Annotated in this window: 20 protein-coding genes; 5 read left to right on the forward strand and 15 right to left on the reverse strand. The window is 57.2% G+C overall.

The genetic code is table 11. From position 1 onward, the window contains the following. Positions 1-823 precede the first annotated feature (823 nt). Positions 824-1,405 carry a hypothetical protein gene (locus HY298_16015; GenBank protein MBI3851760.1) on the forward strand — a complete coding sequence of 194 codons (582 nt, stop codon included), beginning with the start codon at positions 824-826 and terminating at the stop codon, positions 1,403-1,405. 151 nt (positions 1,406-1,556) lie between these two features. Beyond that, positions 1,557-4,607, forward strand: coding sequence for a c-type cytochrome (locus HY298_16020; protein ID MBI3851761.1), 3,051 nt, complete (start codon positions 1,557-1,559; stop codon positions 4,605-4,607). Between the two features lie 93 nt (positions 4,608-4,700). On the opposite strand, the gene HY298_16025 is transcribed toward HY298_16020, so the two are convergent. From HY298_16025 to HY298_16080, 12 genes are all read right to left on the reverse strand, one after another. After that, positions 4,701-6,470, reverse strand: a complete 1,770-nt coding sequence (locus HY298_16025) for an SMP-30/gluconolactonase/LRE family protein (GenBank protein MBI3851762.1) — start codon at positions 6,468-6,470, stop codon at positions 4,701-4,703. A 180-nt stretch (positions 6,471-6,650) separates the two neighbouring features. Further along, on the reverse strand, positions 6,651-7,757 hold the full coding sequence (locus tag HY298_16030) for an aminotransferase class I/II-fold pyridoxal phosphate-dependent enzyme (GenBank protein MBI3851763.1): 1,107 nt from the start codon (positions 7,755-7,757) through the stop codon (positions 6,651-6,653). Between the two features lie 113 nt (positions 7,758-7,870). After that, positions 7,871-8,464 carry a hypothetical protein gene (locus HY298_16035; protein ID MBI3851764.1) on the reverse strand — a complete coding sequence of 198 codons (594 nt, stop codon included), beginning with the start codon at positions 8,462-8,464 and terminating at the stop codon, positions 7,871-7,873. Positions 8,465-8,654: 190 nt separating this feature from the next. Next, positions 8,655-9,047 carry a hypothetical protein gene (locus tag HY298_16040; protein ID MBI3851765.1) on the reverse strand — a complete coding sequence of 131 codons (393 nt, stop codon included), beginning with the start codon at positions 9,045-9,047 and terminating at the stop codon, positions 8,655-8,657. A gap of 266 nt (positions 9,048-9,313) precedes the next feature. Continuing rightward, positions 9,314-10,516 (reverse strand): PilT/PilU family type 4a pilus ATPase, encoded by a 1,203-nt coding sequence (locus tag HY298_16045; protein ID MBI3851766.1) that lies wholly within the window; start codon positions 10,514-10,516, stop codon positions 9,314-9,316. 326 nt (positions 10,517-10,842) lie between these two features. After that, on the reverse strand, positions 10,843-11,325 hold the full coding sequence (locus HY298_16050) for a MogA/MoaB family molybdenum cofactor biosynthesis protein (GenBank protein MBI3851767.1): 483 nt from the start codon (positions 11,323-11,325) through the stop codon (positions 10,843-10,845). A gap of 396 nt (positions 11,326-11,721) precedes the next feature. Further along, on the reverse strand, positions 11,722-12,174 hold the full coding sequence (gene moaC / locus HY298_16055; GenBank protein MBI3851768.1) for a cyclic pyranopterin monophosphate synthase MoaC: 453 nt from the start codon (positions 12,172-12,174) through the stop codon (positions 11,722-11,724). A gap of 18 nt (positions 12,175-12,192) precedes the next feature. Then, on the reverse strand, positions 12,193-12,957 hold the full coding sequence (panB, locus tag HY298_16060; GenBank protein ID MBI3851769.1) for a 3-methyl-2-oxobutanoate hydroxymethyltransferase: 765 nt from the start codon (positions 12,955-12,957) through the stop codon (positions 12,193-12,195). 310 nt (positions 12,958-13,267) lie between these two features. Next, positions 13,268-14,284, reverse strand: a complete 1,017-nt coding sequence (gene rfaE1, locus HY298_16065; GenBank protein MBI3851770.1) for a D-glycero-beta-D-manno-heptose-7-phosphate kinase — start codon at positions 14,282-14,284, stop codon at positions 13,268-13,270. After that, complete coding sequence (locus HY298_16070) at positions 14,281-15,075, reverse strand: thiazole synthase (protein ID MBI3851771.1); 795 nt, start codon at positions 15,073-15,075, stop codon at positions 14,281-14,283. Before HY298_16070 ends, rfaE1 begins: the two co-directional genes overlap by 4 nt. A 67-nt stretch (positions 15,076-15,142) precedes the next feature. Next, a complete protein-coding gene (locus tag HY298_16075; GenBank protein ID MBI3851772.1) occupies positions 15,143-15,397 on the reverse strand; it encodes a type II toxin-antitoxin system RelE/ParE family toxin in 255 nt (84 codons plus the stop codon). Next, entirely contained in the window at positions 15,394-15,624 is a 231-nt protein-coding gene (locus tag HY298_16080) for a hypothetical protein (GenBank protein MBI3851773.1), read from the reverse strand. Before HY298_16080 ends, HY298_16075 begins: the two co-directional genes overlap by 4 nt. A 374-nt stretch (positions 15,625-15,998) precedes the next feature. On the opposite strand from HY298_16080, the gene HY298_16085 reads away from it, so the two are divergent. The 3 genes from HY298_16085 (at position 15,999) to HY298_16095 (ending at position 18,526) form a co-directional block, all read left to right on the forward strand. Beyond that, positions 15,999-17,108: an NHL repeat-containing protein gene (locus HY298_16085; GenBank protein MBI3851774.1), complete on the forward strand. Its 1,110-nt coding sequence runs from the start codon at positions 15,999-16,001 to the stop codon at positions 17,106-17,108. Positions 17,109-17,190: 82 nt separating this feature from the next. Beyond that, entirely contained in the window at positions 17,191-18,006 is an 816-nt protein-coding gene (gene hisA, locus HY298_16090; GenBank protein ID MBI3851775.1) for a phosphoribosylformimino-5-aminoimidazole carboxamide ribotide isomerase, read from the forward strand. A 13-nt stretch (positions 18,007-18,019) separates the two neighbouring features. Then, positions 18,020-18,526: a DUF2062 domain-containing protein gene (locus HY298_16095; protein MBI3851776.1), complete on the forward strand. Its 507-nt coding sequence runs from the start codon at positions 18,020-18,022 to the stop codon at positions 18,524-18,526. A gap of 56 nt (positions 18,527-18,582) precedes the next feature. Here the strand turns inward: HY298_16095 and HY298_16100 are convergent, their stop codons facing one another. From HY298_16100 to HY298_16110, 3 genes are all read right to left on the reverse strand, one after another. Then, positions 18,583-20,529 carry a hypothetical protein gene (locus HY298_16100; GenBank protein MBI3851777.1) on the reverse strand — a complete coding sequence of 649 codons (1,947 nt, stop codon included), beginning with the start codon at positions 20,527-20,529 and terminating at the stop codon, positions 18,583-18,585. Positions 20,530-20,684: 155 nt separating this feature from the next. Further along, entirely contained in the window at positions 20,685-21,332 is a 648-nt protein-coding gene (locus HY298_16105) for a response regulator (GenBank protein MBI3851778.1), read from the reverse strand. Positions 21,333-21,374: 42 nt separating this feature from the next. Continuing rightward, positions 21,375-24,461 carry a hypothetical protein gene (locus HY298_16110; GenBank protein ID MBI3851779.1) on the reverse strand — a complete coding sequence of 1,029 codons (3,087 nt, stop codon included), beginning with the start codon at positions 24,459-24,461 and terminating at the stop codon, positions 21,375-21,377. Positions 24,462-24,822 lie beyond the last annotated feature (361 nt).

A 24,822-nucleotide genomic window follows, 5' to 3' on the forward strand; every position in this document is an offset into this window, starting at 1 on the left:
TCCCCGCAGAGCCCTATCCTCCGCTGAAGCGAGGACACTTTGCGCCTCAGCAACGCACCCCTCAAGTAAAACAGCAGCGGCGCCCTCATCATTCCAGCTTTGCTCGCACAGCCCTCTCCAACTTTGCTCGCACCACGACAAACATCCCCATATCAGCCTTCGGCAACGGAGGCTGCTTTTTTATACGCAATCAAGAACTGGCCGCAACACGCCAAGCACACCCCGGTTTACAAAAAAGAACAAAGCCTTGACCCGGGGTTCCCGCGCCGTAACCTTCAAATGTTATGACCCAGGAAAGGCATTTCCAGGTTTGGTTTCCAAAAGTCAATCGCAGGGAAATCTTTCGATCTAAATGAATTGTTAGGCGCAAGTGCGAGCCTATGGCATTCACAATCAACGGAATCGGGACGACGTTTTACGGAAAGCGAGACTTTCGCACTGATGGCTCCTTTTTGACGACAGAGTGGGTGTCATTTCTTTACTTCCCCCTTTTTCCATTTCGCAGCCTTCGTGTTCGATATCAGGGGCCAGCAGAGCGTCGCTTTCCCATAGGCGTTGGGTCAGCCGAGAGTTACGCAATCTATGAGAAGACAGCACCAAATCGGAAGCAGGTGCTTTATATTTATGGCTACGCTTTCTTCGTAGTCGGTTGGATGCTGTCGGTTCTTACGCTTTGCGTTAGCACCAAAGAGGCGGCTCTGGCATTGACAGTGTTTTTCGTTGGCTCTTTGTTGCCCGTACCCATTCCTTGGATTTTGAGATATTATGCGAGACGAAAATTGTTCGCCTAAGAGGCTCGGTCGTTGATATGGCGTTCGGTTCTATGCGTTATCCTCATTGGCAGTTTTTTGAGTCGTTGGACGATGATCTGCATTCGCTCTCGCGCATAATCGAGTTCGACCGGAACAATTTCTCGACCCATTCGGTTCTGCTTGCTCGGCTGTATCTCTCCGTCTGTTCCGAGATCGACGTGGTCGCCAAGCTTCTTTGTGCGCGAATTGATCCCGCTAAGTCTCCAGCCAACATGGATGAATACAGGTCTTTGATTGCAGGCCGCTATCGCAATTTCTCAGTTCTCAAGATAGAGATGCCAGCGCACGAGTTGGATTTCCAACCATGGTCGACTTGGAGTTCAGGGACAAATCCACCGTGGTGGGGAAACTACAACAAGGTTAAGCATCAGCGGAACACGTACTATCGCGAGGCCAATCTTGGAAATGTCCTCGAATCAGCCAGCGGTTTGCTTGTCATGCTTACGTATTACTATCAACCGGAACTCTACGCGTTGAAGGCCCCGTTTCAGCCTCTTTTTAAATCTATGAGGATTGAGGCTCAGTACGCTCGCACTAATCGTTTGCCTACTTATTATTCGCTTCCGGACTTTGGCAAAGGTGCCACAGGATGAGAACCTGAATAGCTTGAAAGAATAAGTCAAAGTATCTCCCGCAAAGCCTTTCCAGTGTGGCTCGCCCGGCAAGCAACAATTTATCCGTCCTAGTGCCCGCTCATTCGCGAAGTTGCCATTTCCCTCTGTTCTGGTGATGATTCGCCATCGCATGAATACTTCGTCGCGCTGGTTCGCCACGTCAATGCTGGCCGCAACGTTCGCTGCCGCCGCTGCATGCGCCGCAGATTTTCCCGCCGTTTACAACAGTGAGCCGGACACAAACGCTGCGCCGCCTTCGCCAAAGGAATCGTTGGCGAAACTAAAACTCCCGCCCGGTTTCAAGGCCACCGTGTTTGCCGCCGAGCCGGATGTGCAAAATCCCATCGCCATGGCCTGGGATGCGCGGGGCCGGTTGTGGATCGCGGAGAATTACACCTACGCCGAGCGCGCCAAGAGGTTCGATCTGCACTTGCGCGACCGCATCCTCATCTTTGAGGACAAAAACGGCGATGGGCATTTCGATTCACGCAAAGTTTTCACGGACGAGGCGCAAATGCTCACCAGCGTCGAAGTCGGTCACGGCGGCGTGTGGGCAATGTGCCCGCCGCAGTTGTTGTTCATCCCCGACAAGGATGGCGACGGAGTTCCGGACGGCCCGGCCGAAGTCGTGTTGGACGGTTTCACCGTGCCCGCGAACAATTATCATAACTTTGCTAACGGCCTGCATTGGGGGCCGGATGGCTGGCTCTATGGGCGCTGTGGCGCGTCAGCGCCCGGCAAAATCGGCGTCCCCGGCACGCCGGACAGCGCGCGGTTGCCGGTCCCGGGAGCGATCTGGCGCTATCATCCGAAGCGAAAAGTTGTGGAGGTGCTCACTTCCGGTCCGATGAATTCCTGGGGCCACGATTGGGACGCCTATGGCGAAGCCTTCTGCATCAATACGGTCAACGGCCATCTCTGGCACGTCATTCCCGGCACGCATTATCTCGTCGGGCACACGATTGATCCCAACCCGCACACTTACGAGTTGATGGACATGCACGCCGACCATTGGCACTTCGACACGGCAAAAGGCTGGTCGAGATCGCGCGATGGTTCGTCGGATTCTCTCGGTGGCGGCCACGCGCACGTCGGGGCGATGATTTATCTCGGCGACAACTGGCCCGCTGAATATCGCGGTCATCTCTTCACGCTGAATTTGCACGGTCACCGCGTGAATCAGGAAATTCTCGAACGCTCCGGCTCCGGCTACGTGGGCAAGCACGGCGACGACTGTTTCTTTTTCGGCGACGGCTGGTTTCGCGGGCTGGAACTGGGCTACGGTCCTGACGGCGGCGTGTTCGTGCTCGACTGGAGCGACACCGGCGAATGTCACGAAGCCGACGGCGTCCATCGCACGTCGGGCCGCATCTACAAGATTACTTACGGCGATCCGAAGCCGTCACCGGTCACAGACCTCACGAAGCTGAGTGTGAGCGAGTTGGTGAAGTTGCAGTTGCATCCGAATGAATGGTTCGTCCGTCAGGCGTGCTTGCAACTCGCCGAACGCGCAACTGCTGGTCGCGAATTCGAAACCGCCAAGATGCAACTTCGCGAAATGTTCGCGCGTCAGACGAATTCGGTGATGCAACTCCGCGCGATGTGGGCGCTTTACACCATCGGCGCGGCGGATGAAGATTTTCTCCGTGCCCAACTGCGTCATCCGGACGAGCACGTTCGCACCTGGGCCATCCGCCTGCTCACAGACTTCTGGCCGCTGGACACCGTGATGTCCACGCGCGCAGTCGGTAGGGCCGACCTGCCGGTCGGCCAGACTTTGAAGGAGTTTACTCGCCTCGCGAAAACCGATTCATCTGCCCTGATCCGTCTCGCTTTGGCCACCGTGCTGCAACGCCTGCCCGTGGCGCAGCGCGCTGAACTTGCCGCGCCGTTGCTCGCTCACGTCGAAGATGCGAATGATCACAATCTGCCATTGATGATTTGGTATGGCCTGATTCCCGTCGGCGACGCCGCGCCGGCTACGCTAGCTGCTCTGGCTGCGGATTGCCAGTTACCGCTGACGTTAAAATATATCGCCCGCCGGCTCGGCGAGGACATTGAGAAAAATCCCGCGCCGCTGAACGACTTGTTGAAGTTGACCGCAAGCAAACCGGAGCAATTTCAAACCGACATCCTGGCCGGCTTGTCTGAAGCGTTGCGCGGTTGGAGCAAGGCGCGGAAACCGGCGTCGTGGGAGGCGTTGCAAAGGGAATTGGCCGAGCCGCCAAACACTCGCCTGCGCAATCAAACCCGGGATCTCAGTGTTCTCTTTGGCGATGGCCGCGCGTTGGACGAAGTCAAGCGCGTCGCGCTGGATCGCAAAGCCGACCTCGCTTTCCGCCGTTCAGCGTTGCAGACGCTGATTGAGAACAAGCCCGCCGACTTGCGAGCCATCTGCGAGGAATTGTTGAAGGTGAGGTTTCTCAACTCGACCGCGGTTCGCGGTTTGGCCCTCTTTGACGATCCGGTGATCGGCGAAAAGCTGGCCGAGAGTTACCAGGAGTTTCATCCCTCGGAACGCGGGGCGGTCATGGACACGCTGGTTTCCCGCCCGTCGTTCGCGCGGCCGTTGCTCGAAGAAATGGCCGCCCGGCGAATTCCGCGCGCGGACATGACGCCGTTTCACGCCCGGCAGGTGCGCAGCTTCAATGACGCAACGCTCAGCAAACGACTCGCTGAAGTTTGGGGCGAACTGCGCGACAGCCCCGCCGATAAGAAGCAATTCATCGCGCAGTTGAAAACGAGACTCACGCCTGCCGCTCTCGCCGCTGCCGACAAGAGCGCGGGCCGCCAGGTGTTCAATACCGCGTGCGCCGCGTGCCACACGCTTTACGGCCACGGCGGACAAACCGGTCCAGACCTCACCGGCTCGGGCCGCGACAATCTGGATTACCTGCTCGATAACATCGTTGATCCGAGCGCGGTCGTGAACGCGGATTTCCGCATGTCGGTCCTCGATCTCAAGGATGGCCGCACGCTCAATGGCCTGATCGCCGCAAACACCGAGCGCACGCTCACACTGAAGACTTTGACCGAAACCTTGACACTGGAGCGCGCCGGGGTTCAAAGCGTTCAGCAATCTTCGCTTTCCCTGATGCCCGAAGGTTTGCTCGAAGCCTTGAACGAGACGCAGGTGCGCGATCTCATCGCCTACCTCATGCATCGGACCCAGGTGCCGTGAGGCGGATCGGCATTGAATTTTGCAAGCGCACGTCGCGAAGCGCGCTGGTCTTCTGTCGCAGGTCATCCTGTGACGCGGCGACGACTAACGGAATTAGAGCCTTGGCGGCGCCGGTTTGTTTGGCACATCCCAAGCGTTCGCGCCTCTGACTTTTAGTTTCCGCTTGAAGACTTTGTCGCCGCACGTGGCGAAGAGCGTGTCGAAGTTCTCGCCGCCGAAGCAGAGGTTCGCGATTCTTCCGTTCGGTGTCGGGATGATGCAGTTCACGCGGCCCGCCTGGTCGCAAACCTGGATGCCCATGCGCGTGGCGACGTAGAGGCGACCATCTCGGTCCACCTTCATGCCGTCGGCGCCGCTGTCGTCGGCAGTGTCGGGCACGTGCAGATGAAAGTATTGCTGCTTGTGGGCGAGTGAACCGTCGGACTGGATTTGGTAGCTGTAAACCCAGTGCGAGCGACTGTCAGCGACGTAGAGCAGCGTCTGGTCGGGCGAGAGTGTGAGGCCGTTCGAGAAGCGCAGGCCGCTGTCCACTTCCTTCTTTGTGCCGTCAGGCTTGATGTGCCAGACGCGGCTGGTGTTGGTGTTCGCGCCGGTCCAGTTGGGATTGGTGGCGTAAATGTCGCCGTTGCGTGCCACAACGATGTCATTGCCACGAAATCCTTCCGCCATGACCGTCGCTTTGGCACTGGCGTCGTATGCGAGAACTTTTTCCTCGCCGCCCGTGATTGTGTAGAGACGACCATCCGGTCCGAATGCCTGGCCACTCCCGCTACGGGTCTGCTCGGCAAAAACCGACACCGTGCCATCAAGACTGATTTTGTGGATGCGGTTGTTAGGAATGTCCGTGAAGAAAATTTCGCCTTTCGCGTTGACCGCCGGGCCTTCGGTGAATTTGTAACCTTCAGCAACCAGTTGCCAACTCTCGCCGGGCAACAGGATTTCCTTGAGTTGCGGTGAGCCGGCGCCCGCTTTGACCGGCGTGGGCCAGTCCTTCCAAAGCCAGCGCACCGCGTCGGGGAAAATGGCGGCGGCGTGTTTGCCGTTGTGACCGCCGTCGCCCCAGACGTGATTGACTTCATAACCGGCGAACGTGAGCGCGCGTTCCATCTCTTGATTCGCCATCCACCAGTCACCGGCATAGATGTTTTGATCAGCGCTGCCGTCTTGAAGAAACACACGGATGGGCTTCGGCTCGAATTTGCGAATGAGCGTCGGGTAATTATTTCCACCGCGCAGGCCGACGAACGTGCCGACGGTGCTGAAAACGCGACTGAACGCATCGGATCGCTCCCACGCCGCGGTGAACGCGCAAATCGCGCCGCTGCTCGAACCGCCAATGGCGCGGTCGTTGCCATTCTTTGACAAACGAATCGGTCGTCCATCGGAAGTCGTCTTCTTCTCGACCTCCGGCAGGACTTCTTCGAGCACGAAGCGGGCGTAATTGTCGCCGAGGCCATCATATTCGTAGCTGCGATTGAAGCGGTCGAGCGCGTTAGTGGACGGTGCTTTCACGCGCCCGTGCATTATGAAGACGCCGATGGTCACGGGCATTTCCTTTTTGTGGATGAGATTGTCGAAGACGACCGGCGCGTTATATTGCACGCCGTCCTGATTCACGTAAACGCACGCCGGCGTGGCGGGATCGTATTGCTTCGGTACATAGATCCAGTAATCCCGCACCGCGCCAGGAAAGATTTTGCTGTGCTCGAACGTGAATTTCGTCACCTCGCCCTTGGGCACGCCGGGTTGTTCCTTCGAGTCGGGGCCGGGCTGGTAGTCATCGGCTGCGCGGGAAGAAATGCTTTGAGAGAGTAGCCAAAGGATTACCGTGCCGCAACGGGTGAAGGAATAAAGTGATTTCATTGGCTGAGGTTTTTATTCGTTGGCGAGCGGGATGTCAAAGTCAGTCAACGTGCCCGTCGTGTTCGTAGCGGTCGGCCAGGAGCGCGGACAGCCTTGTCCGCGAGTCTTGTTGATGGCTTCGCGTTTTCGCGGACAAGGCTGTCCGCGCTCCTGTTTGTGCGCAGTTGCGGTCAGTCTTGATTACACCTTTCTAGCGACAAACACCATTAGTGCCTCGACTAAATCATCCAGTTGCTTCCGGCTGTGCTCGCTGGAAATGGTGAAGCGGAAGTAGCCATTCTTCGGTCCTCCCGGATAGCGAATGAACGACGGGAAAATTCTGTGGGCTAGAAGTTGCCTCTTGAGGCGGACGCCATCGGCGGCGCGGCGCGGGATGATTGCGACGATTGGACTGTGAGTTTCCCCAACTGGAAGCCCGACTTTACGCAGCGCCAATTTCACATACTGAGTATTGGTTGCAAGACGCCGAAGCAAACTTCGATCGGTTCTGAGAATCTCCAATGATTCCAGTGCCGCGTTTGCGAGCGGCAAGGGCAGGGGAGTGTTGCCGACAACCACACGGCTACGGGCGACGATCTTCTTCCTTAGCGCAGTCGTTCCCAACACCGCGCCGCCGTAAACACCAAATGCCTTGCTCAACGTGATTGTTTGAATGATTCGGTCTGTGGCAATGCCCGCGTGCTCCGCTGTCCCGCGTCCGTTCTTGCCGAGAACTCCCGCGCCGTGCGCGTCGTCCACCAGCAAGGCGGCGTTGGCGGGGAGCGTGTCCAAATAGGATTTGAGCGGGGCGATGCTGCCGTTGTGAGAAAACATTCCATCGGTCAGCATGATCAGCTTGGTGTTCTTTCCTAGCCGACGAACGTGTCGCGCGACATCGTTTGCATCGCGATGTTTGAATTTCACGATGGGGCAATCGAGAAACTGAGCGGCATCAACCAGCGAGCCATGCGCCAGTTCATCAATCAATGCATGAGAAAATTCTCCGGCCAGCGCTTGCGCGACCATCAGGTTGGGCAGATAACCGTTCGAGGCGAGCAGGGCGCTTTCAACACCGAAGAATTGTGCGAGCTTCGCTTCCAGCAATTCGTAAAGGCGATGGTTGCCGGTGGTCAGGCGCGAGGCCGCCACGTTTAATCCGTAGCGCTGCAATCCCCCGCGCAGCGCGGCCAGCACTGCCGGATGACTGCCAAGCCGGAAATAATCGCAGCCGCCGAAATACGACAGCGTGCGTCCGCGCTGACAGACGTAGGTGCGGTTGACCTGCTGGAGAGGCGCGGGTTCGGTCATGCACGACTACTTTAGCCGCGTTGTAGCAGATGAGGCGAGGAAAGTTTGGATAGACGCGAGACAGTGGACTAGGCGCGAACAATTGCAGCCTATCTCTATATCAGGCCATCGTCTCAATGTGCACATTCTTCAACTCGGACAAATGGTCGTGAATCGGGTACATCTTCCAAGAATCCCTCGGCATCGTATGACAGTTTATCCTCCTTCCGGAAGAGGACATCCTCGATTGGTATGGAATAACAAATTACGACGCGATCATCCCCCGGCAGAAAGTGTCTTAGTTTGATGTTCAACGCCGCCTCCTGACAGGAGACCCAACACTCAAACCCGATGTATTTCAGGCGAAACCGACGCTCCGAGCCGTCCGGAAGGATGTAATAATAATCTTCGCGATCATCTCGCATGCCGACTAGCGGTCCAGCCACGAAGTGATCAGGCTCAGTTGATGTTCTGACGCGGCTACCGGCGGCAGGCCAGAGGCTATGAGAGCCTACAAATCCACGATACAGCCACAACTTGCTTTCGTAGGAAAAAGTGAACTCGATTCCCAAGCGCCCCTGAACTTCGTGATGGAATACTCCAAATGGCCATGTCGAAGCAAAAAGACGCAAGTCTCCTGTCAAGGAAGTTCCCTTTCTCAGAATGAAATTTCGGCGGATCTGATTTTGGAACGAATGGTCCCGCTCTAACTTCAGCATGATGTTCATAGGGTGTTGACCTACTTTAGATCAGTTGCGGGATTTGCGGCCTAACATCTTTCACGGTTGAAGCGTATTCTGGACGTAAGTTTCTGTCCAGCGCAGTCTTCATTACAGCATGAGCCTCGCACAGTCACCGACAAAGGCGGCAAACTATCTGCACGATAACTGAACCCTCAGCCGGACGAAATGTATTGACTCACTGCTGAATCTCAATCGTATCGCCTGGCTCCAACGGCGGGTCTTCTCTGCCTTTGAGCAACTGCTTGACGTTGACCTGAAATCGCTGGCCATTCCGAATGATGGTGATCACACGCGGGTCCGAAAACCCCTGGTATTCGGCCGCCACCAACGCTTTGGTCAGGGTCATTTCTTCGGACCACGGAACAATCCGGTTCCTGGCCATTCCCACGAAGTTTACGACCGGACCCTGTTGCTGTTGGGCGAGCGCTTGTTGTTGTCCAAGCAGGAAGGCGGTGCGCGCTTGAGCTTTCGCCTTCGAGTTGGTCGTGCAGCCGGAAGCAGCCAGCACAAACAGCAATATACCGGGAACGAGCGTTCCAAAAATCACCGCGTAATTCTCCATGAACATAAGAAGTTCCGCAAGGTTTTGGACTGCGGCAGTCCCCTGCCGCTTTCCCACCGGTGGCGCACTCCCAAAAGCGGCAGAGGACTGCCGCAGTCCAAGACGCTGTCGCGCTGTTCGAAGCTCTCTGGCTTCGAGGGCTCAAGGGGCGAAACCATGTTTGGGAGAAATTTCTTGCGTCGGAAGTGGAGGGGGCTGGGCGAAGGCCGGGTGAGGGGTAATTCGCTTTTCTTTCTGAAACACTTTCATGGCAATCACTCTCGTGCCCACGGTCAATGCTCCGGCTTTTTCAGAATTTTTCCGAACTCGGCCACCGGCTCGATCTCGATTCGTCGCTCACGAGAATCTGCGGGAGTTGGACTCGTCTTCTTTTCCGCGCCTTTGATTTCAGTTGTCTTGGTAGCGGACAACGGCGGCAAGTTGGAAGAAGCAGTTGGCGGAACGGTCGCGGGTTCTTCTGCGGGCAATTCGGACTTTTGCGGTGGGACGTAAAAGTTTTTCCGTTTTTGCAGGTACGTCTGATAGCGCTGGAACGTCCACATGCCGTGGTCTGCGCCGGTTTCGAGCAGAGACGGGATTTTGAAGAACTCGCGGTTGCGCACGAAGTTTTTGACGGGATGCGTGGAGACGAGCACTTCACATTCAGGCACGCGAATGTTCAGATCGGCGCGAAACTGAAACCGTTGGGCGATGACGGCAACAAGACAATCCGCGAGTTCAGCCGCAACGCTGCTCTGGATTTCCGAGGGGAATGCCGAAACGATGCGTTGCAGCGCCTCGGCGCAATTCGAGGAGTGGACGGTGGCGAGAACGAGATGGCCGGTTTCGGCGGCGTTCAAAGTCAACCGCATCGTCTCCGGCTCGCGCATTTCGCCGACCATCAGCACGTCCGGGTCTTCGCGGAGCGCGTCGAGGAGCGCCTGTTCAAAACTCGGCGTGTCGCGTCCGACTTCACGCTGGCGGATGTACGCGCGGCGCGGTCGGAAGGAATACTCGATGGGACTTTCGATGGTCACGATGTGGCGCGGCTCGGCTAGATTTATTTCCTGGATCAATGCCGCCAAGGTCGAGGTTTTCCCGCTGCCGGTCGGCCCGCTGACCAGAATGAGTCCGTTGGTATGGGCGATGAACTTCTTGAAATCGGGATGGAGATTCTGTGTTTCCAGTGTGGCTTCGGAGGTCGAGAGCAGCCGGATCGCGAAGCCGACGCCGCGCGAACTCTGAAGAATGTTGATCCGGCAACGCACGCCTTGAATGACTTTGGAGAGGTCGAACGAACGGCGCTCCAGAAACTGCGGCCATAGGTCGTGATCAATCACGCCGCGCGCGAAGCCGAGGATGGTTTCGGCGGCAACCGGTTCACCGATGGTCCGGAGCACGCCGCGGACGCGCAGCGCGGCAGGGAGGCCGGCTTCGAGATGGAGGTCGCTCGCGCCGCTTTCCTTGGCGGTGGTTATCAATGATTCCAAAGTCATAGGTTGAGAGTTTTTACCGAGAGTGAATGATTCTCAGGCGATTCAATTGTTCCCTCACCTGGTGCCCGGCCTGCGCGACAGCGTTTGTAGTACGGTGACTTGTCACCGTTGTTGAAAGCGCCGACAAGTCGGCGCACCCCAAACGCTCCGCGCGGTGCAGAGCATTCTCCGAAGTGATAGCATCGCTTCTGTCTTGGTACATGGGCACGCAAAGGTGAGGGGTCGCCTCTTGACAGCAAAGTTGTGATTGTGCTGGCTATCATCTCAAATCGAATTAAACATGCTTTCCGTCGTTCAGTTCCTTTGACAACGAATGTTCCCGGTCGTTAGCAACTTGTCGGTACTTCCTGCAAAACCTCGACGCAATGCGGAATCGCGCCGACGACGAAGCCGAGGCATTCAACGGCACCGCTCGGTTTGCCGGGCAGACAGATCACCAGCGTCTTATCGACGACGACGGCGAGATTGCGCGACAGAATGGCGTTCTTGGTGATCTTCATGGATTCGATGCGCATGATTTCGCCGAAACCGGGCAGTTCACGGACAGCAATTTCGCGGACGGCTTCCGGCGTCACATCGCGCAGCGCCACGCCGGTGCCGCCGGTGGTCAGAATCAACTCGCAGCCCTTGGTGATCTGTTCGCGGACGGCGCGTTGGATGTCCTTCTTCTCGTCCGGCACCAGCGACTCGGCGGCGACCTTCCAGCCGTAACCTTCCGCCGCCTTCTTCAGCGCTGGCCCGCCGAGGTCGTCGTAGAGCCCTTTCGACGCGCGATCCGAAACCGTGATGATTCCGACTTGAATTTGCATAAATGAATGAAAATCCGAGTGAATCCTAATTACCGTGCTTCTCTTTAGGAATACTTGGGCGAAAGAAAAGTCGTTTTAGTGCATGAGGTTCTACCTTGGGGTCCAATTCGACAAATCGAAGCTCTGTTGGCGATGCCTCCAAATAGCATTTGTAACCAGACCCACTTTCAAACACCCACCGGCCTTCGTGTTTGTAGTATCTGCCCATCTCATTTCGAACGTCAGGTGTCACTAACCAGACACGCCCCTTGTCGAATTCCATATAAGAAAACCACAAGTGCGCAACTTTAGGTTCATCAAATATTCCGTCAGGTGTGGAGTAACGGGCGATTAGCGCCCCTAGAAGAAGGAGCACACCAAAGAAGAGGCACGCAACTAAGAGCTTTTTTCTCGTCATCACTTTTTCGTCTTGGAAACTAGCTTAATGTCAGTGATTCGCATCTTCTTGTCCACCGCTTTGCACATATCGTAAATGGTCAGAGCTGCAACACTGACTGCCGTGAGCGCTTCCATTTCGACGCCGGTCTGGGCGGCGATTTTCGCCGAGGCGGTGATGAGAACGCGATCCTGACTGTTCGGAATCTCAAACTTCACCTCGCAATGGTTGATGGGAAGTGGATGACAGAGCGGAATCAGTTCGCCGGTTTTCTTCGCAGCCAAAATGCCGGCCAATCGCGCGGCAGCAAAAACGTTTCCCTTGGCGATCTTGTTCCTTTGAATCAAGTGGATTGTGTCGCGGTGCAGACGGATTTCGCCGGAGGCCACGGCTTCACGCAACTGCGTCGGCTTGGCGGAGACATCCACCATCCGGGCTTCGCCTCGATCGTCAATGTGAGTGAGTTTTTTCACTGGTTGAATTGCCGAACATTAAATCGATTTTTTCCACTCGACAAACACGTCGCGCATCAGCTCGGCGGAGTTGAGCCTGGGTTTCACGAACCCGGGCGTGAACCACGGAAACGTCCCGATCAAATCCTGCGTGACCAGAATCTGCCCGTCGCAATCCGGTCCGGAGCCAATACCGATGGTTGGTATGGGGATGCGTCGGGAAATCTCCCCGGCGACGGGAGCAGTGACGAGTTCGAGCACCAGGGCAAATGCGCCCGCCTCAGCCAGCGCGACGGCGTCGTTGAGCAGCTCTGCATGGCCTGCGTCATCGCGGCCTTTGATGCGGTATTTGCCGCCTTCTTCGAGCACGTGCTGCGGCAACATGCCGAGATGTCCGCAATAGGGAATGCCTGCCGCGACGATCGCGCGGACTTGATCGAGAATCACACGGCCACCCTCGGCTTTGACCGACTCCGCGCCGGCGGCGATTAATTTTCTGGCGTTGACCACGGCGGAGTCAACGGAGTCATAGCTGTGAAAGGGCAGGTCTGCGCAGACGAGCGCGCGGGGTTGTGCTCGTGCCACCGCGCGGACGTGATGCTCCATCTCTTGCATCGTGACGTGCGTGGTGTCGGGATAGCCGAGCACGACCATGCCCAGCGTATCGCCGACGTGAATGAAAGGGATGCCCGCTTCATCAAGCAACTTCGCCATCGGAAAATCGTAGGCCGTCAGCGCGGCGATTTTTTCGCCACGCGCTTTCATGGCGCGAATGGTGTCGGCGGTGATTTTGGAAGAATTCATTTTGAAACCTCGGTCAATGAATCGGCGAACGTTGGAGTTCACGCTTTAGCGTGCCGGCCGGACAAGCTGAAGCCCTGTCTATGCAGTCAGAAACATTGTCCGCCCTCACCCTCTCCCCCAGGAGAGGGAAATCACAGCCGCCAGGCGGGAAAAAGTCACTGGACGAGGAACATTTTCCAGTGCTGAAAAAGTCTCTCCCTCTCCTTGGGGGAGAGGGCCGGGGTGAGGGCGAACGTTTCATTTTACTGAATTATTACGGCTAAAGCTTGAACTTCAACAAGTTCGTGCAATTCGCGGATGAAAACCATGTTCATCGGTGACGAAAACTCGCCAACAATTCCTCCGGTGCCACCGTGGCCGTGCCAACTTTGCCGACCACGATGCCAGCGGCGTGGTTGGAAATGATGGCGGCCTCGACCGGTGACGCGCCGGCGGCAGTGGCCATCGTGAACGTCGCAATCACGGTGTCGCCTGCGCCCGAAACGTCGAACACTTCCTGCGCGACAGTGGGAATGTGGAAAGGCTTTTGTCCGCGCTGACAGAGCAACATACCTTGCTCGCCAAGGGTGACGAGCAGCAACGCCGGACGCAATTTATTGAGCAATCGATCCACCGCGCGCAACAGATTGACATCCGCCAGCGGACTGGTGTCGCGGGTTTCATCGGGCAGGTTTGCCAGTTCAAACGTCTCCTTCCGATTGGGCGTAATCAACGAAAGGCCGGTGAGATTGAGTTGATGCACTGGCTTGGGATCGAGACTCAACCAGACACCATGCTGCCGGCAGAATTGTTTGATCTCATCGAGCAACGATTGAGTGACGACTCCCTTCCCGTAGTCGCCGATAATGACAGCACCCGCCGACGCAATTTTGGGTTCCAGCGAGGCGAGAAGTCGACGGGTCGTCGCGGCGTCCAATCCGGTCCGGGTTTCACGGTCAACGCGCACCATCTGTTGCTTGTGGGCCACGATCCGGGTCTTGACGCTGGTTTGTCGCGACGAATGCGGCAGCAAGCCGTCGCAACCGATTCTCTGTTCACGCAACAATTGTTTTAATTGCCTGGCTGCGCCGTCCCGACCCGTCACACTGAACAGTTCCGTGGGGATGTCGAAGGCGGTCAAATTGCGCGCCACGTTGGCAGCGCCACCGGGCATGAAACTTTCGCGTTCCAAATCCACGACCGGCACCGGGGCTTCCGGAGAAATCCGACCGACCTGTCCCCAAATGAAATGGTCCAGCATTACGTCGCCGATGACGAGCACGCGGGCTTTACGCGCCGCCGCCAGCAACCGGTGAACGCGCGGCCTGGAAATCGTTTTGTGGTTCATACTTGATTGAGGAACGCGGTTAGCGGACTCGTCGGACTCGCGGCTTCCTGTGGCACCGCCAAGCCGGATTCATACGCCGCGCGGCCGGCTTCCACTGCCATCTTGAACGCCACGGCCATTCGATTGGGATCGCTCGACACGGCGATGGCGGTATTCACGAGGACTGCATCTGCACCCATCTCCATCGCTTCCGCCGCGTGGCTCGGCGCGCCGAGTCCGGCATCCACGACCACGGGCACCGTGGCTTGTTCGATGATGAGGCGAATCTGGTCGCGCGTCTGGATGCCACGATTCGACCCGATGGGCGAACCGAGCGGCATTACGGTGGCGACGCCGACGTCCTGCAAGCGTTTCGCCAGGACCGGATCGGCATTGATATAAGGAAGCACAGTAAAACCTTCCTTCACCAAAATTTCCGCGGCTTTGAACGTCTCCACTGGATCGGGCAGCAGATAGCGCGGATCAGGATGGATTTCGAGCTTCACCCATTTGGGCAAGCCGGCGGCGACGGCGAGGCGGGCGAGTCGGACGGCTTCCTCAGCGTTCATTGCGCCGCTGGTATTCGGCAGCAACAGATATTTCTCCGGGTCGATGAATTCCAGGATGTTGGCGAATGGGTCTTTCTTGCCAGTGAGATCGGCGCGACGCAGCGCAACCGTCACCAGTTCCGTCTCGCTGGCGGCGAGGGCGTCGCGCATCGCTTCCGGGGAAGAAAACTTGCCCGTACCCAGAATGAGCCGCGAGTGAAATGTGCGCCCGGCGATGACCAATGGACGATTCGCTAATAACATCGCCGGCAGTCTAGCTGGGAAGGCAGGGTCTTGTCGAGCCAAGCGGGAGTGCAAAAGGCGGCTGGGTTCAGCGATACACGTCACGCCGGTTTCCCACTGTAACGATCAAAATCTGTTGAGCCCGATCATGGATTTCGTAAATCACGCGATAATCGCCGACCCGGATTCTCCATGCGCTGCGGCCTTTGAGCTTTTTTACGTCGGGCGGGCGGGGATTGGATTCGAGTGCGTCCAAGCGCGCCAAGACGCGGCTCTCGATGTCATCCGGCAGGTGGTCTAATTCTTTCTGGACCGATTTCGGCAGGATGACGCCGTATTTCATTTTGATTTTCGCGTGCGGATGGCGTGGTATTTCGCCAAAGACACAAAACGGCCGCCTTCGACTTCCGCTTGCACGGCCGGCCGCGCGGAATCGTAGGCGCGAACATCCGCCAACTCTTCTTCGGCCTCGCGCAGGCGCTCGTATGTTTTCAAGTCGAGAAGCACACCCACGCGTTTCCCATTTCCATTTGTGATGAACTGTTCTTCCTTCAATGTCGCCGTCTTCATGACTAGGAATATGACGGTGTCTTGATAGATTCGCAACGTGAAAGAAAAACCTGCACCTGATCAGTGCCACTGGCATCAAGAATATCGGGCCTGTCTCCAAAATCCATCGGGAGCGAAACGTGCGCCCGGCAATGACCAATGGACGATTCGCTAATAACCTTGTCGCCAGCTTAGGCGGGGAGGGGGCGGTTTGTCGAGAGTCGAGGGATGTCCTCGGCAGGGCAAACGGTGCCCTCACTAATCCAGCCGCAGATCAAGCTTCAAATGTGAATTGACTTTCCGCCATCGACCACGGCTTGATGGAATGGCTGAACGACAGATTATGTGATGAATGTGGGTGGAAGTGTCGTCAAAGATTCGATCCGACAATTTCTATGGCTAAACTTAAAGGTGACCTGACTCTCTCGAAACTCATTTGTTGTCTGGTTTTCGCGTTTCTGGCGGCAGCGGATGCGCCGGCGTTGACTCTCAAAGTGGGCGACATCTTTGTGGCGAATTTCGGCGGCAACAACATCCTCAAGGTCGATCCCAAGTCTGGCGCGTTGCAAAATTGGGGTGCGGTGGCTCAACCCACCGACGTGGCACCGTCTTCCGACGGGTTTATTTACATCACCAGCCTCAACAACACGGTCAGCAAACTGTGCATCGGCAATGGTTCGGTCACGCCGCTGAGTTCCGGCGGGTTGTTGAACCAGCCCTACGGCATTGTACTGGGGCCGTCCGGGGATTTGTTTGTCACGTCGTTTGCCAATAGTGTGGTGGTGCAGGTGGATCACGTCACGGGCGCGCAGACACTCGTGGCTTCCGGTGGGTCCTTGTCTGGCCCGCTCGGTATCGCGTTCAACGCGGCAGGCAATCTGGTGGTGGCCAATTACAACACCAGTTCGATTCTGCAAATCAACCCGACCAACGGGACGCAAACGGTCATTCTCTCCGGCAACGGTTTGAATCATCCGCACCACCTGATTCTTGATGCTTCGGGTGCGATCTTTGTTGGCAACGACGTGCTCAATGCCGGGAACATCATTCAAAGGGTCACCCCGGGGAGCACCACGGTTACGAACATTTCCGTCGGCGGCAAATTAAAATCCCCCAGAGGCATCGCCATCTCCGGGAGCGGCAAACTGATTTCTGCGCAGTTCGACAACCGGCAGATCGTAAGTGTGGATTCCACCAACGGCATCCAAACAGGCATTACTTCCGTCGGCGGGTTGTTAAACCAGCCCTATGGCGTGGCGGTTTACAACTTCCCCGCCGTGCCGCCGGATGTGTGCAGTCCGGATTTAAACATCGCTCAAGGTGGGCCAAACGTGGTCCTCTCCTGGCCAACCAATTCAATGGGGTTCACTTTGCAGACCACCATGGATCTTTTGTCACCTGATAGCTGGACGAGCGTCACCAACGCGGTCCAGGTTGCCGGGACAAATTATTTGGTCACGGTGGATGCGAGCGGCGGTCCCAGTTTCTTTCGGTTGAGAAAGTGACGGCGGCCGCGTGGCCTCGCACCATTCGGTTCCGGTTTGAATAGCACTCGACACCCGCGGCGCGACGCTCGACAATTCCACCATGTTCAGACCGTGCATCGATCTCCACGAGGGGAAGGTAAAACAAATCGTCGGCGGCACGTTGAGCGACGATCCGAAGACCCTGCGCACGAATTTTGTCTCCGAGCGTCCGGCGGCCTGGTTTGCGGAGCTTTACCGGCGCGATGGTTTGAAAGGCGGTCACGTGGTTATGCTTGGACCGGGCAACGAAGCGGTGGCCCGGTCGGCGTTGGCCACCTTTCCCGGCGGCCTGCAGATTGGCGGCGGCATCAACATCGACAACGCGCGCGCCTGGCTGGAGGCTGGGGCTTCGCATGTCATTGTGACTTCCTGGGTGTTTTCGGCAGGACGTGTGAATTGGGAGCGGCTCGAAAAACTGGTGGCAGCGGTCGGGCGGAATCGGTTGGTGCTGGATCTGAGCTGCCGCCGTCGCGGTCAAGAGCATGTCGTTGTCACGGATCGCTGGCAAAAATTCACGGAGTTAACCATCAGCCGCCAGACTTTGAAAATGCTGGCCGACCATTGTTCGGAGTTCCTGGTTCACGCGGCGGATGTGGAAGGACTCTGCAAAGGGATGGATCTGGAACTGATCGAAAAACTCGCGCAATGCTCGCCGCTGCCGACCACTTATGCCGGCGGCGCACGCTCGCTGGCCGATCTCGAAGAGGTGACCCGAATCGGGCACGGAAAAATTGACCTGACGATTGGGTCGGCGCTCGACATTTTCGGCGGCGATGGCGTACAGTACGCGCAAGTCGTCGCTTTCAATCGCCGACCATCCGTCGGCGGTGCGAAGCAGGCGACCCGTGGGTTTGGGGTGACGGACACCAACAACTGAACTGAATCAATCCATGAACGTCCGCGGCTGGCTGCAACGACATTCACTGAGACTGCTGGCGATTGCCGATACTCCGAATGCCATCGCGGGCGGGGTGGCGATAGGGATTTTCTTTGGCTTCACGCCGTTGTTTGGACTCAAGACGCTGCTGTCCATTTTCTTTGCCTGGCTGATGCGCTGCAACATTCTTGCGGCGGTCATCGCGGTGACGTTGCATGACATCGCCATTCCCTTCATGCCGGTGCTGTACCGCTGGGAATACAAAGTGGGTTACTGGATCTTGAGCGACCCACACGAATGGCCGCCGTCGCTGGCTCAAACGCACTGGGATTTCCATGCGTGGCGAAGCTGGACGAAGTTTTTTACCGTTGGCAAACCGCTGTTGGTGGGGTCGCTGGTCATGGGTGCGCCAGTGGCGTTGCTGGTGTTCAGCCTGACAAAGGGCTTCATCATCCGCCATCGGAAAAAAGTGCACGCGCGGGAGCACCCGACACCCGACTACGATCAGTTGTCCGATTGATTCCGGTTCAGACCGGCGCTGGAACGGGACGTTGACCCGTGTCACCGGAGGAATGCTCAGGGCACTTTCTGAATCCGAAAGTATTGTCTGGGCAAAGCGCTGTTGAAGAATCCCGTGGCCGTACCCGTGGAAGTGGTAGGCAGGATGGGATTGAGCACGCGCGTCCAGGTCGTCAGGTTCGTGGAGCCCTGCAATTCGTAGAGTTCGTACGGCTTGGCTTGCCACTGGAGTGAATTGGAACTTAACAAAGTGATGCGTTGGGCGGAACTCCCGGAAGTCGGGTCCATGCCGGCGATGTATTCCTGCAGATTGGTCAATCGGTCGCCGTCGTTGTCCTGATTTGCGCCGCGATTGGCGCCGGCGGCTGGATCAGGGTTGCCGAAATAGGTACTCATCCAGTTGTCTGGAACGCCGTCGCTGGTTGGGAACGGATGGCTGTCCGCGTTGAAAGAAAGAATGCGCACAGATACATACGGGGAGGCGTTCGTTCCGTCACTGTAGCGAAAATCTATTTGATCCCAATAACTGCTGCCGGCTGGGTCAAGACGACCGGAGTCAGAGAAGAACCCCGACGGCGTATATTGAAGGCGGTTCCCCGCCCTGGCAAAGGTGCCGTTGCTCGCCGTGTCGTTGGTCGTGGCTAGGCTCAGGTTGGTCGTCTGCAAATCGTAGCCACGTGGCTCGACTTCGTTAATGCCTTCGACGCTCGGCGTCGTGCTGGCTGAGGTGATGTCCAAGACTCGCGGGTAGGTGTAAGGCGGCGTATTGGCCTGCGGATGCGCCTGTTGAATGACAGGCGGATCGTAGCTGCCCAATGTTGCGCCGCGCCCGTCGGCATGCGCCAGATAATACATGATGGACTCATACAGCGGCGAGCCCGTGGGTTCATTCGGGTCTTCGCTGGAATGCGCCATCCCCAGCGAGTGGCCGATCTCATGGCACAGCACTTCCGTGAACGTCGAGAGCGTTTGCATGGCGGTGTTCGTGCGTTCCAATACGACAAATCCTTTGGTCGTCAGATGGAATTCTTCGCCGTCCACATTTCCGCCTCTGCCCCAACCGGCTGTGGCGAGCAACGGCCCGGAAGTGCTCTGACCGCCAATCCCCAACGTGCTCGAACTGTTGATGAAATTGTAATTGTCATGAAGCTGGATATACAAACGCCCATCCTTGTTCGTCAGGTTGGCCGCCGCCACGCCGAAACTTTGCAGGCCATCAAAGCTGTACTTGAGGCTCGTCACCGCCGTCCAGGCCGCGAGGGCATTTTGCACGGCTGTGACTGCCTGGGTTTGAGTGATGCCGGCAGGCAGTGAATCCGCATCAATCACATAGTGGATCGGTTCGCCTCGGTCGCATTGGATGAATCGTGCCGGCACGCCGCTGCCATCGACGATCAACCCGCTGACGCTCGCGATGTGGATGTAGTCGCCACCTTGAGGTTTGACGCGCGCGCCTGCCGATGTGTCCGCGGCCTGGTCTGTGACGTCACTTCCTCCAAGCGTATCGCCCTGCGTCAACCGGAGCACTTCCGCCAGCAGGAAACGATGCCGCGGTATGAAGTCGGCAGTCCCGTCCTTGGTGATGGAACCGTTCGCACTGGCGCGTTGCAACTTGATCGCGCTGGTGCCGCCCTGTGTTGCGAACAGAGTTCCGTCGCTCCGCCGTGACACGAACAGCAAGCGCTCCTCGCCCACTTGGAATTGCGGCGCAGAACTGATTGTTTCACCTTCATCGTCCACCGTGCCGCCGCGATGAACCAGTTTGACGGCGGGTGGGAGCTTTCCCTTGAACGTCTCGTCAACCCGGACGACGGTGCGCGTATAAATCTGGCCATCTGCGGGATTCCGGTAGGAAGACACATTCACGACCGTTCCACGAAAAACTGCAGCAGACGCCTTTATATGCTCCTCCGTTGTCAGCGGAAGAACTGAAGAGGCAAGCACTGGAGTGCCCCGAGCGAGCGCAAGCGAGACCATCAATGTCAACAGACTGAATTTAGTCATAAGCTTTGGCCTTCAGCGTTTGAATCCGAAATGTTTCCTAATTGCTCTTGATTGAATTCAACCTGACACAAACAGTTTTGGAATGAAAGGGAGAAAAGGCTTCCGCGAATTGATTTCCCCGCCGCACAATCCGGTCTTGATTCAAAACTCCGGGTTCACTCCTCCGCGTCCGGATTTTCCCATTCCGGATAGACTTCTGGCTTGAGCTGGCCGCGACGAATCAACTCCTGCAAATCGCGGATAATGGTGCGGCGCGCCACGGCAAATTCCCGGGCCAATGCGGAAATGTTCGGACGCTCCTTGGATCGGGCGAGCGACTGACGGATTTGATTCTGACGGCTCAACCGGTCGGTGGAACGGCTGAATAATTCCTGGGCGTCGATGCGTTTGGAGCGTTCCAACGCCTCGAACTGGCGAACGACTTCGGCTTCGCCGCATTCTTTGAGCGCGGTGGCCACGGTTTGTTTCAGTTCGCGCACATCCACCGGCTTGGTAATGCAATAATGAGCGCGCCGCGGCCCTTGCAAGGCATGAATCTGCTGGTGCACCTCCAGCGCACCGGAAACCACGATGATGGGAACGAAAGGCAGAAGTTCCTTGAACTGCGGCAAAAAATCCAAACCGCGCTCACCTTCGGCCAGCACGTGATCGAGAATCACCACGTCCGGCGGATTTTTGGCGATGAGGTCGAGCGCCTTACTGCCAGTCTGGGCGCGCACCAGTTTGTGTCTGGCCAGCGCCTCCTCGTAAATCTCGTATTGCAGATCGTCGTCTTCGATGATGAGGATTTGTTTCTCTTTCATGCGTGGCCTCGGGTCACAATTAAACTCATCAGAGGCCGGGTTTCAAGGAGTCGCCTCGGGCGCCAAATCGCGGATGGGAATCAGGATCGTGAACGTACTGCCTTTGCCCACGACGGATTCCACGGTCAACCCGCAACCCGTTTTCCGCGCCAGTTCATAGACCATGGACAGACCCAAGCCCGTGCCGCGGCGCGCGGAAAACCCTTTTGTCGTGAAAAATGGTTCGAAGATGCGTGGCATGATCTCTGGCGCGATGCCGCAACCAAAATCCGTCACCGCAATAAAAAGGTAATCCGTTGCTTGAGCCGGCGACAAAGTCAGATTGCCGGGCAAGCGCGCCAGTTTTCCAGTCCGCAGAATGATTCTGCCCGGGCCGGCAGAGGCGTCGGCGGCATTGAAGATGAAGTTCAGCAGCATTTGCTGGATGAAATCCTTGACGGTGGGAATCTCCGGGAGGCCGGGTGTCGGTTCAAAGTGAATCTGCACTTCGCGTTGAAAACGGTCGCCCAACAATTTAATGGTATCCTCCACCACCGCATTGAGGTCGCAGAGCGTCGGCTTCTGGTCGGACGTGCGGCTGAAACCGAGCATCGCCTTGACGATGCCCGCGCCCTGGTCCACGACGGTTTTGATGCGGTCGATGCGGGTCTGGATTTTTTCGCGGTTCTCCAAATTGTCTTCGATGATCTGGGCCGAGCCTTTGATGATGGACAGGATACTGTTGAAGTCATGGGCGATGCCGGCGGTCAACGTGCCGAGCGCGGTCATCTTCTGACTCTGCATCAATTCCTGGTTGGCCTTCTCCAATTGGCCGGTTCGCAGCGCCACGATTTTTTCCACTTCCGCGTAGCTTCGGGACAGTTGACGATGGCGGTTGAACGCGAGCACGGCAAAGAACAACGCGATCCCCATGCCCGCGGCCGAGATGAGCACGAGCCGGGTTTCCTTGTACCAGGGCAACGCAATGGCAAATTCCCGGAGCGCGGGGTTGGGATCCACGTTGCCGTTGCGATCCATCGCGCGCACCTGGAAATAATGCCGGCCCGGCTTCAACTCATTTAAGGTAACGCTGGTTTCGGCCTGGTAGGGTGACCAGTCCTGCTTTTCGAGGCGATATGAATAAAGCAGCCGTTCCGTCGGCGTAAATCGCCACTTGTCCCGTCCGCCGAAAACCAGCGTGACGGTTGGTTCGGTGGAGGCGTCCTTTTCGTTGATTACTTTTCGGATGAAAGAGCGCGGCGGATCGACATCCGCTTCGGGATGGTAAAGGCTCACCCCCCGCGACGTGCCGGCCCAGATGCGTCCGTGTCGGTCTTCGTAGATTTCGCTGACGGTCGCGCCGGGCAGGCCCTCCTCAACGGAGTTCAGAATCCATTCGCCCTTGTGATAGCGGTGCACCCCATTGTTGTCAGCCGCCCAGATGTCACCATCCCGGCTTTTGCGCAGGGTGTTCACCACGTCAAAATCAAACCCGACGATGGACCATTTTTTACCGTCGAATTCCCGGACTGTTTTTCGTCCACCGCACCAGATTTTCCCTTCTTCTATCTCGGCGATGCAAAACGCGCCGTCCGGCGGACTCCCCTCCAAACGATCAAAGGTCCGCCATTGTGCGTCATGAAAGCAAGCCACGCCGCCGCCGCCGCCCAGCCAGAGATCTCCGTTGCGGGCGGTGAACAGGGAAAAAAGTTCGCGACCGAGATCCAGGTCGGCAGTCGGGTGAGGAAACGGTCGAAAATGTTTGCCATCATAAACCTCCAGATGGTAGGCCGCGCTGTTTGCTTCGCGAGGAAAAGTCCGCACGCACACGGTTCCGTCATCGAGCTGGCCAATCAATTTGAGCTGTTCCGCCATCGGGTGCGCCACTTGGCCGAATATTTCCGTCCGCGGATCGAATCGCATCATCTTCCCTCCGCCCTCGAAGATCAACGTTCCATCGGGAAGACTGAAGAGGGCGTCGGTCGCCTGAAAACTGAATTCCAAATTCTCCGGTATGCGATGGACCTTCCAGCGGTCGTCCTCCAGTGCAATCAGCGAATTTGCATTGGCAAACCAGAGACGACCCGCGCGATCTTCCCGAATTGAATGCACGAGCGAATTCAGATGGCGAACGGCGACCGGCGTGCGCCAGGCCAGGGGCGCATAGCGAAACAGCCCCTCGGAAGTCGCCAGCCAGAAAATGCCGCCCGGCTCCGTGGCCACGTCGAAATACGAACCAGCCGAGATTTCCTCATCCTCGATGACTTGCGAGCTGTCAGGTTCGAAGTGGAACAGTGAATTGATGGTGGCAAAACGAAACAGGCCATCCGCATCGCGCCAGGCATGACGAATCCTTTCCCCGCGCCCTTCGCGGATCGTCCACTGCCGTCCGTCGAAATACGCCACCGCCTTTTTGCGACTGACCGTCGATTCAGCGACGGCAGTAATGCCGCCCTGATCATCTTCAGTCAGCGCTTGCAAATCCCGGACCGGGAGCTGGGCGTCCAGAAGGTGTTCCTGCCATTCCGTTTCCGGTTTTACCACACGCCCGGTGACGGGTACGCGCGCCAGGCCGTTGGCGCCGCTGACCCAGATGGCGCCGTCCCGCGCCGCAATCACGTCCCAGAATTTTCCAAGGCCGGTTTGGCGTACCTGGCGGATGACATTGATCTGCGTTTGAAACTCATTGTCGAATTCCATCAAACGATCCGTGAGCAGGAACAGCACGTGTCCCTGTTTCATCGGCACCAACGGAATCGGCCAGGTCTGCCGCAGCGCGTTGGTTTGATACTCGGCGCGAATTTCCCGGATCGGATGACGAATCCACTCGCCATCGCGATATTCCTGCAAGCCTTCCGGATAAACCGTCCAGATTTGTCCGGCGCGCCCTTCGTAAACCCGGTAATTGCCCACGCCCGGCGAGGGGATGGATTTTACGTCGTAGCCATCAAGCCAGTTGATCGAGTTCGCCTCGAAATGCTTCGCCCAGACGTGGCCGCGCGGACTGACCATGACGGAAGTCGTGAACGATTCGGCCAGGCCATCAGCGGCTTTGAAGGAGCGCCAGTTCGATGCCTTCTGCGCCCAACTCAATTCCGGCCTGAGCAAGAGCGCAACCAGCAACATCGGAAACCAGCGTGCAGGCGACATTTATTTAGCGAGGTTAGGACAACCGTTCAGTGATAAAACGATTGCCTGAGCGGGGGCCAACATCAAGTCTGCTTTTGACTGTGCGACCAGACGCACAGGGTGTGCCTCCAGACGCACACTTCCCGCACCCTCGCTTTGGTGTCATCTTCCATCCATCAAGCAAACCAGCGTCGAGGAATTACACTCGGCGCCTGGGAAATTTCGAAATGCTTTCAAAGCAACAAGAATTTACGGCCGCTGACAATCAACGCTTGCTTTCGGTGCGCGCAGGAATACGGAAACCCCGCTTCAACTTCAGTCGCGCGTCATTCTCACGCAACTTGCGTGAAGATTGCGCACAAATCGCTGACAGACATCTGCG

This window comes from Verrucomicrobiota bacterium, from assembly GCA_016200005.1.
GTDB lineage: Bacteria > Verrucomicrobiota > Verrucomicrobiia > Limisphaerales > PALSA-1396 > PALSA-1396.

Bases quoted from the DNA above. Each gene is read 5' to 3' on its own strand.
- HY298_16080 (MBI3851773.1), bottom strand. From the start codon at position 15,624: ATGAAGACGGCGACATTGAAGGAAGAACAGTTCATCACAAATGGAAAT.
- HY298_16030 (MBI3851763.1), bottom strand. From the start codon at position 7,757: ATGACCGAACCCGCGCCTCTCCAGCAGGTCAACCGCACCTACGTCTGT.
- HY298_16040 (MBI3851765.1), bottom strand. From the start codon at position 9,047: ATGTTCATGGAGAATTACGCGGTGATTTTTGGAACGCTCGTTCCCGGT.
- HY298_16020 (MBI3851761.1), top strand. From the start codon at position 1,557: ATGAATACTTCGTCGCGCTGGTTCGCCACGTCAATGCTGGCCGCAACG.
- hisA (MBI3851775.1), top strand. From the start codon at position 17,191: ATGTTCAGACCGTGCATCGATCTCCACGAGGGGAAGGTAAAACAAATC.
- HY298_16035 (MBI3851764.1), bottom strand. From the start codon at position 8,464: ATGAACATCATGCTGAAGTTAGAGCGGGACCATTCGTTCCAAAATCAG.
- HY298_16070 (MBI3851771.1), bottom strand. From the start codon at position 15,075: ATGTTATTAGCGAATCGTCCATTGGTCATCGCCGGGCGCACATTTCAC.
- HY298_16105 (MBI3851778.1), bottom strand. From the start codon at position 21,332: ATGAAAGAGAAACAAATCCTCATCATCGAAGACGACGATCTGCAATAC.
- HY298_16085 (MBI3851774.1), top strand. From the start codon at position 15,999: ATGGCTAAACTTAAAGGTGACCTGACTCTCTCGAAACTCATTTGTTGT.
- HY298_16015 (MBI3851760.1), top strand. From the start codon at position 824: ATGCGTTATCCTCATTGGCAGTTTTTTGAGTCGTTGGACGATGATCTG.
- HY298_16095 (MBI3851776.1), top strand. From the start codon at position 18,020: ATGAACGTCCGCGGCTGGCTGCAACGACATTCACTGAGACTGCTGGCG.
- HY298_16025 (MBI3851762.1), bottom strand. From the start codon at position 6,470: ATGAAATCACTTTATTCCTTCACCCGTTGCGGCACGGTAATCCTTTGG.
- rfaE1 (MBI3851770.1), bottom strand. From the start codon at position 14,284: ATGAACCACAAAACGATTTCCAGGCCGCGCGTTCACCGGTTGCTGGCG.
- HY298_16045 (MBI3851766.1), bottom strand. From the start codon at position 10,516: ATGACTTTGGAATCATTGATAACCACCGCCAAGGAAAGCGGCGCGAGC.
- HY298_16110 (MBI3851779.1), bottom strand. From the start codon at position 24,461: ATGTCGCCTGCACGCTGGTTTCCGATGTTGCTGGTTGCGCTCTTGCTC.
- panB (MBI3851769.1), bottom strand. From the start codon at position 12,957: ATGAATTCTTCCAAAATCACCGCCGACACCATTCGCGCCATGAAAGCG.
- HY298_16100 (MBI3851777.1), bottom strand. From the start codon at position 20,529: ATGACTAAATTCAGTCTGTTGACATTGATGGTCTCGCTTGCGCTCGCT.
- HY298_16075 (MBI3851772.1), bottom strand. From the start codon at position 15,397: ATGAAATACGGCGTCATCCTGCCGAAATCGGTCCAGAAAGAATTAGAC.
- HY298_16050 (MBI3851767.1), bottom strand. From the start codon at position 11,325: ATGCAAATTCAAGTCGGAATCATCACGGTTTCGGATCGCGCGTCGAAA.